The following is a 13,480-nucleotide window of genomic DNA, read 5'->3' on the forward strand; positions in this document are numbered from 1 at the left end:
TAAATATTTATGCCCGTTAAAAATTTGTTTGAAAAATATTTCAATGATTTTGAAGACTATGATGAAGTTTTAAAATCTGATATGACCATAAATCCTAGTTGGGAGAAGTTATTAAATAATTTCTCTACAATTGGAATAGAAGAACTTTCTGAAAAACAAAAACAAATAGATTGGTTACTTGCAGAAAACGGAGTTACCTACAATGTTTATAATGATCCTAAAGGATTAAATAGACCTTGGAGTTTAAATATTATTCCTTTTATTATTGAGCAACAAGAATGGAAATCAATAGAAAAAGGATTGAAACAACGTGCAGAATTATTAAATTTAATTTTGAATGATATTTATGGTAAAAGAGAACTTATCAAAAATAAAATCATTCCACCAGAAATCATTTATTCTCATCGTGGTTTTTTAAGAAATTGTGATCAAATAAAATACAATACTACTAAAAACCTATTAATTCATTCAGCAGATTTAGCTCGTGGTCCAGATGGTAGAATGTGGGTTGTTAATGATCGTACAGAAGCCCCATCAGGACTAGGATATTCTTTAGAAAATAGATTTTCTGCAAGACGTTCTGCTCCAGAATTATTTAAGGATATTCATATAGAACAACCTTTTAGCTTTTTTAAAGATTTTCACCAGTTATTAATAGATGCTGCACCTAACAACAAAGAGAATCCAACTATAGTTATTCTTACTCCTGGCCCGCATAATGAAACCTATTTTGAGCATGCTTATTTATCTTCTTACTTAGGGTATCCATTAGTAAAAGGAAATGATTTAGTTATTAGAAGTAATAAAGTATATATTAAAACTTTAAAAGGATTAATACAAGTTGATGTAATTCTAAGACGCGTAGATGGAGCATATACAGATCCTTTAGAATTAAAAGGAGACTCTTATTTAGGTGTTGCTGGATTATTAAATGCTGTTAGAAAGAAAAATGTTAGTATCCTTAACCCAATTGGAAGTGGTGTTTTAGAAAACCCTGGTCTAATTCCTTTTATGAATTCAATTTGTAAATATTTTTTAAAAGAAGATCTAATTCTTCCACAAATAGCTTCTTGGTGGTGTGGTCAAGAAAAAGAAAGAAATTTTGTATTAGAAAACCTTACAAAATTTGTTGTAAAACCAATAGATAGAACAAATAGAGAACATATTTATTTTTGCGAATTACTTAATGAGGATGAATTAGAATCATTAAAAAAACAAATTTTAGAAAAACCTTATCATTTTGTGGCTCAAGAAAACATATCATTTTCAACAGCACCTAATTTTACATCTAAAGGTTTAGAACCTAGAAAAGTTGTTTGCAGAACTTTTGCAGTTGCAAAAAATGAAACTTATAGTATTATGCCTGGTGGTTTAGTAAGAGTTGCTGCAGAAAGAGAAGAGTTAAGAGTATCTAACCAACGAGGTGGTACAAGTAAAGATTTTTGGATTACAAATTCTACAACTAAAGAACAACCACATAACCAACGTTATCACTGGCATAATTCTTCTGCAAATACACTTGCAGGAATAGAAAATTTGCCAAGTAATACTGCTGAAAATTTATTTTGGTCTGGAAGATATTTAGCAAGAACACTAGTTACTGCTAGATATATTAGAATGGTATTAAATCAAATGGCCGATTCTGATTTTAGTAAACAAGACTCTAACCCAGAAAGTTTACATATTTTATTTCAATCAATAACGCATTTAACTTCCATATTCCCTGGATTTACAGGCAAAAATAAAGAAGCTGCTTTTAAAGATCCATTAAAAGAAATTGCAAAAGCTTTATTTGATAAAAATGAGTTTGGTAGTCTTGCAAATGGAATTCAATCTTTCTCAAATTCTTATTTTTCTTTACGAAATTTGTGGTCTAAAGATATGTGGCGTGTTTTTGATTCTATAACTAAACAATGGATCAGTTTTAAACCTGAAAAACATCAGAATATAAAAAGTATTATACAGTTACTAGATAGCATTATTACCAAATTAATTGCATTTATGGGATTAATTGAAGAAAGCATTTTGGTAGAACAAGGACTTCTACTCTACTTTATTGGTTTGCAAATGGAACAAGCAACGATGAATATTGATAAATCTAGAGCACTTTTAGTAGTAAAAAATGAAGAACAAACAGAATATGAAATCCTAGAATCTCTTCTAGATAGCAATGAGAGTTTAAATATTTATAGATATAGTTTTAAATCGTATTTAAACATAGAAAATGTAATCAATCTTATTCTTTTAGATAAATCATATTCTCGATCATTAAAGTATCAATTAAATAGAATTAGAAAAGACATCTCTAAATTACCAGATAAAAATCAAAATATAGAACTTACAACTTCTTACCTAGCAATAAAAGAAGCTTGTGATTTGATAGAAAATGTTAATTCTAAGAACATTTCAAAAATAGATAACAATAAATTTACTAGAATAGCGCTAGATGAATTATTAGCTAAACTTAGCACGTTAATTCATAAAACATCGTTATCAGTTACAAATACATATTTTAATCATTCAGACCAACAAAGACAATTGGTTCATCAAAAAAACGTTTAATAATGTTGTATTCGATTATTCACACTACTAGTTATGATTATGATGAGGCAATTACCTATTGCCATAATATAGCAATCTTAAAACCCAGAGATTTTTTGGGTCAACAACTTATTGACTATTCTTTAGAAATACAACCTTTTCCTACTTACCTTGAAGAAGATATCGATTTCTTTAACAATACAATTTCTAGGTTTTCTATAGAGCAATCACATAACAAACTTGTTGTAACTGCAACTAGTCTCGTTGAACGTAATTTTGATTTACAGCCTAATATTTTTACTTCAGAAATTTGTAAAAAGACTACAATAAAAGATGCTTTAAATGAATTTAAAAAAGGAACTGAGGAAACATTATCGGTTTATGAATTTACTTTAGACTCACAATTTATAAAATCTATTTCTTCAGAAATTAAAGAATATGCAGAAATTTCTTTACAACCAGAAAGATCAATTTTTGAAGCTACAAATGAATTAATGGAACGTATTTTTAAAGATTTTACTTTCGATTCTCATTTTAGTACAATTGCAACTCCGCTAGAGGAAGTTATGAAAGCTAAAAAAGGAGTTTGCCAAGATTTTGCTCAAATAGGAATTGCCTGTTTACGATCTGTTGGCTTACCTGCAAGATATGTTAGTGGATATATTGAAACTTTACCACCTCCAGGAAAAGAAAAATTAGTGGGTACTGATGCTTCTCATGCTTGGTTTTCTGTTTATATACCAAAATTTGGTTGGGTTGATTTTGACCCTACAAACAATCAAATTCCAAAAAACCAACACATTACAGTTTCTTATGGACGAGATTACTACGATGTTCCACCTTTAAAAGGTGTACTTTATGGATCTGGAAACAGTAAAATGAAAGTATCTGTAGATATTAGACCTGCTAAAAACACAAAACAGCAACAACATCAACAGCAGCAACAGCAGCAACAATAATAATATTTTCTAAAAAAAATATTGTTTCATTAAAGCTAAACACTTAGTTAAAATATTTTCTGATAATTTTAAAGCTGTAATAGATTACATTAGAAATTGTTTGTTTCAAAATTAAATACACACTATCATTTTGGTACTATCCAGTTATAAAAATGTTTGTGTAAATATTCAGAATTTTAAAGAAAAAACGACTTAATTACTAAATAAGTTTGTGTTTAAACTTCAAAAAAACTAAATAGAAATATAAAACATCCTATTTCTGTCTTACTATTAACTCTTTTATTATAAAAATAAGTCCTTAATAAAAAAGTAATCACTTCTATTTTTCTTGTAATGTTTAATTGTCTTTTAATCATAAAAACATCACGTTTTTCTATTCTAGAGAACTCTTTAATCATAAATTCATAATTAAAAACCAATTTTAATTACAAATTACTAAATTAAATGTTAAATGTTTATTAATTTATTACTATATTTGGAAAACCAGATTGGATAACCAAACTGGATAACCAAAAATAAATAATAATTGTATTTAGAATAATTAACATTAAACCCTAAAAAATGAAATTATGAAATTATTAAATTTTAAAAAAACAGTATATTTATTACTATCTTTTACTTTTTTACTTTTTACAAGTTGCTCTAGAGATGATTCATCTATTTTAGAAGAAGAAACTTTTTTAATAGATCAGAAAGAATCATTAAATTCAAATTTATTAGCAAAATCTTCGAGTTCTGTAGAACTTTCAATTAGTTCAGTCTCAGCTAGTGCAAGTCATAGCTCTACATATGCTGCTTCTAAAGCAATAGATGGTAGCTTAAATACAAGGTGGACAGCAAATGGAACAGTATACTTATACTTAGACTTAGGATCAAGCAAATTGATAGACTATGTAAAAGTTGCGCATCATGCAGGATCTAATAGACAATATAAAATGTATTTTCATGTTAGAAATTCTACTTCTGGATCTTGGACACAAGTTGGTAGCAAAACCAGCCCTGGTAACTCCAATGCTTTAGTAGATTATGACTTAACAAATAGCACTAATAGATATTTACGTGTTATGTGTACTGGTAATACTTCAAATGGCTTTAGTGACATAGAAGAAATTGAAGTTTGGGGTACAGAAAGTACATCAGGAGGTGGCAATAGTAGTACACCAGGAGGAGTATTAGGTATTGATAATAGTGAATGGAAATTAAATGGATTTACTGCAACACCTAGTTCTTCAGCAACTTATTATGATGATGTAATGAATCAAGTAAATGGTAATATTTCTACTTGGAGTAACAGTAATTATTTTTACGAAAGTAATGGGTGGGCATATTTTAAATGTTACCGTGGTTTAGGTGGTTCTGCAAATTCTGGAAACCCTAGAGTTGAATTACGTGAACGTACTAATGGAAGTAATGCTAGTTGGAATGGAGATAATGGAACTCATACAATGTCATTTACAGTAAGAGTCGATCAATTACCTATTGGTTATGATTCTGATGATAATGAAGACAGAACTACTGGAACTGTATGTTTTGGACAAATTCATGGTCCTAGTGGAACAAATAGTGATGGTGTTGAAGTAGATGATTTAATACGTCTACAATTTGATGGATCTGCTGGTCAAACAAGTGGTTCTGTAAAATTAAAAATTAGTGGATACATTACCGAAACACAAGGTGGTGGTAGTGAAAGTTATTCTGGGTATTCTTTAGATACTTCGTATGATGTACAACTAATTTTCAGTAACGATAGAGTTTCTGTTAAAATAAATGGAAGCGAAGTGTTTGGAAGAACTTTGAATACTGCAGGTAATGGTAGTTATTTTAAAGCTGGTAACTATTTACAATCTGTACAGGAAGGTAGTTTTAACGGTTCTTATGGACTTGTTGGAATGAAAAACTTAACAGTTTCTCATTAAAATTTAAATACAAATAAACAATATTCTAAATACAATTATAAAAGCAGGAGAAAATCTCCTGCTTTTTCATGCAATATAATTTCTGTCTTCCTTTTAAATTAAGCTTCAATCTCTTTTAAAGAGAATCAATAACATCTTCTAAAGTAGTAATAAAACTATAATTTTGTTTAATTCTTCATCCTAATAAGTATTTAAACCTTTTATGACATGTTGAGCCATTTGGGTTTAAAAAATAAAAAAACACGAAATATTGTTTTGACTTTATTCATATTCATTGGAATTATTCGTTAAACTTTAAAAAAGTATAACAAATTATTTATGTCTTCCTTTTAACTCTGCTTCAATATCTTTTAAAGTGAAACCTTTTGCTTGTAATAACATTAAATAATGGAACAATAAATCTGCAGATTCATATAAAAATAACTCATCGTTATTATCCATTGCTTCAATAACAGTTTCTACTGCTTCCTCTCCTACTTTCTGCGCAACTTTGTTAATTCCTTTTGAGAATAAACTTGCTACATAAGATTTTTTTGTGTCTTTATTAGCAACTCTTTCTGTAATAACTTCTTCTAAAGTAGAAAAGAAACCATAATTGGGCTTATTTTCTTCATTCCAACACGTATCAGAACCTTTATGACACGTCGGTCCATTTGGATTCACTTGAATTAATAATGTGTCATTATCACAATCTAATTTAATGTCTACTAAATTCAGCACATTTCCACTTTCTTCACCTTTTGTCCACAAACGATTTTTAGTTCTAGAAAAGAAAGTAACTAACTTTGTTTCTTGTGTTTTTTTAAACGCTTCTTCATTCATATAACCCAACATTAAAACATTTTTTGTTGTTGCATCTTGAATGATTGCTGGCACTAATCCGTCGTTATTTTTATTGAAATCGATGTTCATAATTTATATTTTATTTGTCATTTCGAAATGAGCTTTTTTAAGCGATTGAGAAATCTAACTTTGAGATTCCTCCTCATTCTTCGTTCGGAATGACATCTTTATTTATATTAATTTCTGTCAGTTCGAGTGATTTCGATTTTTTATCGAAATTGTATCGAGAACTTTTTATTTATGAGATACTGAAACAAGTTCAGTATTTCGACTAAAGTCTCACTGGAATATTTTGTTCTTTTAACTCTTTCTTTAATTCTAAAATAGGGATTTCTCCAAAATGAAAAACACTTGCTGCCAATGCTGCATCTGCTTTTCCTTCTACAAAAGTATCTGCAAAGTGTTGTATGGTTCCTGCACCACCAGAAGCAATAATTGGTATATTTAATAATTCTGATAAATGTGCCAATGCTTCATTTGCAAAACCACCTTTTGTTCCATCATGATTCATAGAAGTAAACAAAATTTCCCCTGCTCCACGTTCTTCTACTTCTTTTGCCCATTCAAAAAGTTTGATATCGGTAGGAATTGTTCCACCCGCTAAATGTACAAACCATTCTCCGTCAACTTGTTTAGCATCAATAGCAACAACCACACATTGACTTCCGAATTTTTCTGCTAATTCATTTACTAATCCTGGTCTTTTTACTGCTGATGAATTGATAGAAACCTTATCTGCTCCCCACTTTAATAATTCATTTACATTTTCTACGGAAGAAATTCCTCCACCAACTGTAAACGGTATATTTACTTGTTCAGCAACCTGATGCACCATTTCTATCATGGTTTTCCTACCTTCTAATGTTGCAGAAATATCTAAAAAAACCAATTCATCTGCACCTAAATCTGCGTATTGTTTTGCTAAAACTACAGGATCTCCTGCATCAATTAAATTCACGAAATTTACACCTTTTACAGTTCTTCCGTTTTTAATATCTAAACAAGGTATTATTCTTTTTGTTAACATAAATTATTTATACTGTCAGTTCGAGTGATTTCGATTTTTTGTCGAAATTATATCGAGAACTTTTAACTACTTCTCGATACAATTTTTTCATTCTTCAAAAATCACTCGAAGTGACATTCGTTTATTGATTTTAACTTTGGATTATAAATTGTTCCAATTGTTTCAAGCTGATTTTATTCTCATAAATCGCTTTTCCTATAATTACGCCTTCACAACCATTTTCTGCTAATTTTGGGATTTCTTCAAAAGCAGAAATTCCCCCAGAAGCAATTAATTTTAGAGATTTCTCGACTGCGCTCGAAATTACAGATTCATTTAAAATTTGATTGTAAACATCAAAACTTGGACCTTGCAACATTCCGTCTTTAGAAATATCTGTACAAATTACATACTGAATTCCTTTCTTTTGATACTCATTAATAAAAGGAATCAATTCTAAACTACTTTCTTCTTGCCAACCATTTGTAGCAATCTTTCCTCCTGAATTATCAGGATAAAAATCGGCTCCCAAAATTATTTTATCAGCACCATATTTTTCAATCCAACTTTCGAAAATGACACTGTTTTTTACAGCAATACTTCCTCCAGTAATTTGATTCGCTCCAGAATTAAATGCAATTTCTAAATCTTTATCAGATTTTAAACCACCTCCAAAATCAATTTTTAAATTCGTTTTAGATGCAATTTGCTCTAATACTTTATAATTAATAATCTCGCTAGATTTTGCTCCATCTAAATCTACAACGTGTAAATATTCAATTCCTGCAGCTTCAAATTCTTTAGCAACTTCTAACGGATTTTCGTTATAAATCTTTTTTGTATCGTAATCTCCTTTTGTTAAACGAACACATTTTCCGTCAATAATATCTATGGCTGGAATTATTCTCATTGATTAATTTATTAATCAACCCTGAATTTATTTCAGGGTCTTTATTTTATCTTTCTAAAAAACTACTAATTTAATGCTGTAACTTGAATTTCTATTTTCATTCTCTCATCAAATAAACCTGCAGAAAACATGGTTGCTGCTGGTCTAACATCTCCTAAATATTTTTTAAGTACTGGCCAACATAACTCAAAGTCAGATGTTTTTGGTAAAATATAAGTTACTCTAACAATTTTGTCTAAACTTGAATTAGCTTCTTCTAAAATGTTTTTAATGTTTTTAAAACACTGCTCAGTTTGTGCAACAACACCTTCTTCAATAGTCATTGTATCATAATTAAAACCTGTTGTTCCTGAAACAAAAACCCAATCTCCATCTACAACTGCTCTAGAGTAACCCATTTCTTTTTCAAAAGATGAACCTGAACTTATTAATTTTCTTGCCATTCTAATTTTATAAATTTAAAAAATTCTTTAAAATTTGTTCTCCTGCTACTCCACTCTTTTCTGGATGAAATTGAGTCCCATAAAAATTATCTTTTTGTAATGCAGATGCATATTCAATCTCATAATCTGTTGTAGCTATCGATTCTTTACATTCTTCTGCATAAAAACTATGCACTAAATACATAAATTCTCTTTCTTTAATTCCTGAGAATAATTGAGATTCTAAATTATAAATAACATTCCATCCCATTTGTGGAACTTTTACAGCTTTAGAAAACTTTTTTACAGCAACATCAAATATTCCTAACCCTTTTGTGTTTCCTTCTTCAGAAGAATTACACATTAACTGCATTCCTAAACAAATACCTAAAACGGGTTGCTTTAAAGTAGGAATTACTTTGTCTAATCCGCTTTCTTGTAACATTTTCATTGCAGAACTTGCTTCTCCAACTCCAGGAAAAATAATTTTATCTGCTGCTCTAATCTCATCAATGTTATTTGACAAAACGGCATCTACACCTAAACGTTTAAAAGCAAACTGAATACTTTTAATGTTTCCTGCTCCGTAATCTATAATGACAACTGAAGCCCCTTCTAACTTCCCCAAAGGAGAAGAACTTTCACTGTTGTCTTTATTTTTTTCTATATTTTTAATCATAATATTTATTGATTCCTGTTTACACAGGAATGACAATTTTTTATTTAATTCTCGTTCAAAAAAACCAATTAGTAACACTTAACTTTCGCAAGAGTGTTTCTTCCCTTCGGGAAGATTAAGATGGGCTTTTTTTAAAGTACTCCTTTAGTTGACGGTAAAAACATTTTATTAGCATCTCTTTTTACAGCCATTTTCATAGCTTTCGCAAATGCTTTAAATATTCCTTCTATTTTATGATGTTCATTATCTCCTTCTGCTTTAATGTTTAAATTACATTTTGCGCCATCTGTAAAAGATTTAAACAAGTGTAAAAACATTTCTGTTGGCATATCTCCAATCATTTCTCGTTTAAAATCTGCATCCCAAACTAACCAAGGTCTTCCTCCAAAATCTACTGCAGCTTGTGCCAAACAATCATCCATTGGCAAACAGAAACCATAACGCTCTATTCCTAATTTATTTCCTAATGCTTTATGGAATAACTCTCCCAAAGCAATCATGGTATCTTCTATAGTATGATGTTCATCAACCTCTAAATCTCCATCAACTTTTACCGTTAAATCCATTGCTCCATGACGACCAATTTGATCTAACATATGATCGAAAAACTTAACTCCGGTAGAAATATCATTTTTACCAGAACCGTCTAAATTTAGTTTGATATAAATCTTAGTTTCGTTTGTATTTCTAGTAATTTCAGAAACTCTATCTTCTAATTTTAAGAATTCATAAATTTCTGACCAATCTGTACTTGTTAAAGCAATACAGTTTAAAATTTCTTGTTTAGATGTTTCTATTTCATCAGCACCTAATTCTGGATCTTCAGATAAAAATATTCCTTTAGAACCTAAGTTCTTAGCCAATTCCATATCTGTAATTCTATCACCTAAAACAAACGAGTTTTCTAAATCATATTCTTCAGAAAAATATTTGGTTAATAAACCTGTTCTTGGTTTACGAGTTTCAGCATTTTCATGCGGAAACGTTTTATCTATATGAACTTCTGTAAAAACAACACCTTCTTTTTCGAAAGCAGATAGTACTTTATTTTGAGCTGGCCAAAAAGTATCTTCTGGAAAAGAATCTGTACCTAAACCGTCTTGATTTGTTACCATTACCAATTCATAATCCAATTCTGAAGCAATTTTTGCCATGTATTGAAAAACTTTTGGGTAAAACTCTAACTTTTCTAAACTATCTAATTGATAATCTACAGGTGGCTCTAAAACTAAAGTTCCATCCCTATCTATAAATAATACTTTTTTCATATAACTCTGTTATAGAATCCTGAACTTGATTCAGGATCTTTTTAATAATTTTTCTAATGTTTTTAAACTTGGATTACTTTTCTTAATCAAATCCCACTTCCAATCTTTCTTCCAATTTTTTAATTGTATCTCTCTTTTTCTTGCTTTTTTCATTTCAAAAAACTCTTCGAAATAAACCAATTCATGTACATTATATTTTTTTGTAAATAATGCTCCTACTCCTTTTTTATGTTGATTTATTCTTAAAATTAAATTATTTGTAAAGCCAATATATAAAACTGTTCTATTTTTATTTGATAAAATATAACAGTAATATTTTTCTTTAGTCATTTGATTTTTAATTAAAAGGTCCTGAATCAAGGTCAGGATATACTTTTTAACGCTCTAATTAAACGTTGATTTTCTTCACAAATACCAACACTTATTCGTAAACAATTTTCACACAAAGGTTGGTTGGTTCTATTTCTAATTACAACGCCATATTCTATTAATTGATTGTAACGTTTTGTAGCGTCATCTACCTTTATTAAAAGAAAATTACCATCAGAAGGATACACCTTTTCAATATAACTTACACAACATTCTAGCTCTTTTTTTAGACGTTTTCTTTCGCTAACTAATTGTGCAACTTCATTTTTGATTTCACCCATTTTTTGAAGTCTAACAATTGCTCTTTGTTGTGTTAACTCATTTACGTTATAGGGTGGTTTTATGTTGCTTAAAATCTGAATAATTTCTTTAGATGCATAACAAGATCCTAAACGAATTCCTGCTAAACCATAAGCTTTAGACAAGGTTTGAATTATAATTAAATTAGGAAATTGTTCTAATTTCTCTAACCAGCTTTTCTCTTCAGAAAAATCGATATACGCTTCATCTAACACCACTAAACCCTTAAATTTAGTAAGCAACTTTTTTACAGCATCAACCGTAAAACTATTTCCTGTTGGATTGTTAGGAGAACACAAAAACAAAATTTTACTATTTGCATCAGCAGCATTTAAAATTTGATTTACATCTGGCTGAAAATCTTCTTTTAATAATACTTTTCTGTTTTCGATTGCATTTACATCTGCCAAAACCCCATACATCCCATAAGTTGGTGGTAATGTGATAATATTATCTTGATTTGGTTCGCAAAAAGCTCTAAAAATTAAATCTAAAACCTCATCACTTCCATTTCCTAAAAGGATGTTTTCTTTAGAAATATCTTTAATTCCTGAAAGTAAATCTTTAACATTATTTTGATGTGGATCGGGATAACGATTTACACCATTTTCAAAAGGATTTTCATTGGCGTCTAAGAAAATCATTTCTTTAGTGGTTGCATCTTTATATTCATCTCTTGCAGATGAATATGGTTTTAGAGATTTAATGTTTTCTCTAATTAGGTTGTTGATGTTAAAGTTTGTTTTCATAATTGATATTTCTAATGTCATTTCAAAATGAGCTTTTTTAGTGATTGAGAAATCTAATATTAAGATTCCTCTTCGTTCCTCATTCGCATTGACATTTTATAACCTATTCTAAATTTTTTAAACGGATTGTTACTGCATTTTTATGTGCCTCTAAACCTTCTGCTGCTGCCATCAACTCAATAGATTTTCCTATTGTTTGTATTCCTTCTTTTGATATTTTTTGAAACGTTATACTCTTTGTAAAACTATCTAAATTAACCCCAGAATATGATTTAGAAAAACCATTTGTGGGTAATGTATGATTGGTTCCTGAAGCATAATCTCCTGCACTTTCTGGTGTATAATTACCAATAAAAACAGAACCTGCATTTTCTATATGATCTACATAAAAATCATTATTATTTGTGCAAACAATAAAGTGTTCTGGGCCATATTCGTTGATTAATTCTAAGGCAAATTTATCATTTTCTACCAAAATAGATTTAGAATTATCAATTGCTTTTGTAGCAATAGCAACTCTTGGCAATGCTAAAAGTTGTTTTTGTATCTCAATCGAAACTTCATCAATTAACTTTTTAGATGTAGAAACCAAAATAACTTGACTATCGGCACCATGTTCTGCCTGACTTAATAAATCTGAAGCCACAAAACTAGCATTTGCAGAATCATCTGCAACCACCAATAATTCACTTGGACCAGCAGGCATATCTATAGCAACTCCGTGTTTTGTTGCCAATTGTTTTGCAACCGTTACAAACTGATTTCCTGGACCAAATATTTTATAAACTTGCGGAATCGTTTCTGTACCAAATGTATAACCTGCAATGGCTTGAATTCCTCCAACTTTTATAATTTTAGTAACGCCACATAAATTTGCTGCATATAAAATTGCTGGATGAACTTTTCCTTCTTTATTAGGTGGAGAACACAATACAATTTCTTTACAACCTGCAATTTGAGCAGGAATTGCCAACATTAAAACTGTTGAAAATAATGGTGCTGTTCCTCCAGGAATGTACAAACCCACTTTTTGAATGGGTCTTTTTTCTTGCCAACACTCCACACCATTTGCTGTTTCTACAAAAACTTTTTCTGTTTTTTGTGCTGTATGAAACTTGGTAATATTCTCTTTTGCAAGATTAATCGCTTCTTTTAATTCATCTGAAACAGCAGCAACAGCTTCATTAATTTCAGCAACAGAAACAATATTACTTTCTAAAGAAACCCCATCAAACAACTCAGTATATTTATTTACAGCTGTATCTCCATTTCTTTGTACATCATCAAAAATTTGGTTTACAGTATTTTCTATATCATCAACCGTTTTTGTGGGTCTTTGTAAGATTTTTTTCCAGTCTTTTCTTTGAGGATTGTTTATAAATTTCATTTTTTATTTCTAATTGTCAGTTCGAGTTTATCGAGAAATCTCAAAGATTCCTCCATTTCAGTCGGAATGACATACTTAATAACTTTTTATCAGATACTGAAACTAGTTCAGTATGTTATATTTTTTTTGAA

The 13,480-nt window shown here is 29.6% G+C and carries 12 protein-coding genes; 3 read left to right on the forward strand and 9 right to left on the reverse strand.

Annotated features, from left to right (window positions below):
• The first annotated feature begins 24 nt into the window (after positions 1–24).
• The 3 genes from PHEL85_RS03355 (at position 25) to PHEL85_RS03370 (ending at position 5,416) form a co-directional block, all read left to right on the forward strand.
• Positions 25–2,562: a circularly permuted type 2 ATP-grasp protein gene (locus PHEL85_RS03355; protein WP_235318225.1), complete on the forward strand. Its 2,538-nt coding sequence runs from the start codon at positions 25–27 to the stop codon at positions 2,560–2,562.
• Positions 2,563–2,564: 2 nt separating this feature from the next.
• Positions 2,565–3,500: a transglutaminase N-terminal domain-containing protein gene (locus PHEL85_RS03360; RefSeq protein ID WP_036821002.1), complete on the forward strand. Its 936-nt coding sequence runs from the start codon at positions 2,565–2,567 to the stop codon at positions 3,498–3,500.
• Between the two features lie 569 nt (positions 3,501–4,069).
• Positions 4,070–5,416: a polysaccharide lyase family 7 protein gene (locus PHEL85_RS03370; protein ID WP_036821007.1), complete on the forward strand. Its 1,347-nt coding sequence runs from the start codon at positions 4,070–4,072 to the stop codon at positions 5,414–5,416.
• A 312-nt stretch (positions 5,417–5,728) separates the two neighbouring features.
• Here PHEL85_RS03370 and hisIE read toward each other — a convergent pair whose 3' ends face one another.
• From hisIE to hisD, 9 genes are all read right to left on the reverse strand, one after another.
• Positions 5,729–6,328: a bifunctional phosphoribosyl-AMP cyclohydrolase/phosphoribosyl-ATP diphosphatase HisIE gene (gene hisIE, locus PHEL85_RS03375; RefSeq protein WP_036821010.1), complete on the reverse strand. Its 600-nt coding sequence runs from the start codon at positions 6,326–6,328 to the stop codon at positions 5,729–5,731.
• A gap of 202 nt (positions 6,329–6,530) precedes the next feature.
• A complete protein-coding gene (gene hisF, locus PHEL85_RS03380) occupies positions 6,531–7,286 on the reverse strand; it encodes an imidazole glycerol phosphate synthase subunit HisF (protein ID WP_036821013.1) in 756 nt (251 codons plus the stop codon).
• 130 nt (positions 7,287–7,416) lie between these two features.
• A complete protein-coding gene (gene hisA, locus PHEL85_RS03385) occupies positions 7,417–8,175 on the reverse strand; it encodes a 1-(5-phosphoribosyl)-5-[(5-phosphoribosylamino)methylideneamino]imidazole-4-carboxamide isomerase (RefSeq protein ID WP_036821016.1) in 759 nt (252 codons plus the stop codon).
• Between the two features lie 65 nt (positions 8,176–8,240).
• Positions 8,241–8,618: a RidA family protein gene (locus PHEL85_RS03390; protein ID WP_036821020.1), complete on the reverse strand. Its 378-nt coding sequence runs from the start codon at positions 8,616–8,618 to the stop codon at positions 8,241–8,243.
• A gap of 7 nt (positions 8,619–8,625) precedes the next feature.
• Entirely contained in the window at positions 8,626–9,276 is a 651-nt protein-coding gene (gene hisH / locus PHEL85_RS03395) for an imidazole glycerol phosphate synthase subunit HisH (RefSeq protein ID WP_081965069.1), read from the reverse strand.
• A gap of 131 nt (positions 9,277–9,407) precedes the next feature.
• On the reverse strand, positions 9,408–10,544 hold the full coding sequence (gene hisB / locus PHEL85_RS03400) for a bifunctional histidinol-phosphatase/imidazoleglycerol-phosphate dehydratase HisB (RefSeq protein WP_036821022.1): 1,137 nt from the start codon (positions 10,542–10,544) through the stop codon (positions 9,408–9,410).
• A 30-nt stretch (positions 10,545–10,574) separates the two neighbouring features.
• On the reverse strand, positions 10,575–10,874 hold the full coding sequence (locus PHEL85_RS03405; protein ID WP_036821025.1) for a GIY-YIG nuclease family protein: 300 nt from the start codon (positions 10,872–10,874) through the stop codon (positions 10,575–10,577).
• A gap of 32 nt (positions 10,875–10,906) precedes the next feature.
• Positions 10,907–11,962: a histidinol-phosphate transaminase gene (gene hisC / locus PHEL85_RS03410; protein WP_036821028.1), complete on the reverse strand. Its 1,056-nt coding sequence runs from the start codon at positions 11,960–11,962 to the stop codon at positions 10,907–10,909.
• A 103-nt stretch (positions 11,963–12,065) separates the two neighbouring features.
• Positions 12,066–13,349 (reverse strand): histidinol dehydrogenase, encoded by a 1,284-nt coding sequence (gene hisD / locus PHEL85_RS03415; protein WP_036821031.1) that lies wholly within the window; start codon positions 13,347–13,349, stop codon positions 12,066–12,068.
• Between the last annotated feature and the right edge of the window lie 131 nt (positions 13,350–13,480).

The sequence above is a fragment of the Polaribacter sp. Hel1_85 genome (assembly GCF_000766795.1).
Taxonomy (GTDB): Bacteria; Bacteroidota; Bacteroidia; order Flavobacteriales; family Flavobacteriaceae; genus Polaribacter.

Bases quoted from the DNA above. Each gene is read 5' to 3' on its own strand.
- hisD (WP_036821031.1), bottom strand. From the start codon at position 13,349: ATGAAATTTATAAACAATCCTCAAAGAAAAGACTGGAAAAAAATCTTA.
- hisF (WP_036821013.1), bottom strand. From the start codon at position 7,286: ATGTTAACAAAAAGAATAATACCTTGTTTAGATATTAAAAACGGAAGA.
- hisB (WP_036821022.1), bottom strand. From the start codon at position 10,544: ATGAAAAAAGTATTATTTATAGATAGGGATGGAACTTTAGTTTTAGAG.
- PHEL85_RS03390 (WP_036821020.1), bottom strand. From the start codon at position 8,618: ATGGCAAGAAAATTAATAAGTTCAGGTTCATCTTTTGAAAAAGAAATG.
- PHEL85_RS03360 (WP_036821002.1), top strand. From the start codon at position 2,565: ATGTTGTATTCGATTATTCACACTACTAGTTATGATTATGATGAGGCA.
- PHEL85_RS03405 (WP_036821025.1), bottom strand. From the start codon at position 10,874: ATGACTAAAGAAAAATATTACTGTTATATTTTATCAAATAAAAATAGA.
- hisA (WP_036821016.1), bottom strand. From the start codon at position 8,175: ATGAGAATAATTCCAGCCATAGATATTATTGACGGAAAATGTGTTCGT.
- PHEL85_RS03370 (WP_036821007.1), top strand. From the start codon at position 4,070: ATGAAATTATTAAATTTTAAAAAAACAGTATATTTATTACTATCTTTT.
- hisC (WP_036821028.1), bottom strand. From the start codon at position 11,962: ATGAAAACAAACTTTAACATCAACAACCTAATTAGAGAAAACATTAAA.
- hisIE (WP_036821010.1), bottom strand. From the start codon at position 6,328: ATGAACATCGATTTCAATAAAAATAACGACGGATTAGTGCCAGCAATC.
- hisH (WP_081965069.1), bottom strand. From the start codon at position 9,276: ATGATTAAAAATATAGAAAAAAATAAAGACAACAGTGAAAGTTCTTCT.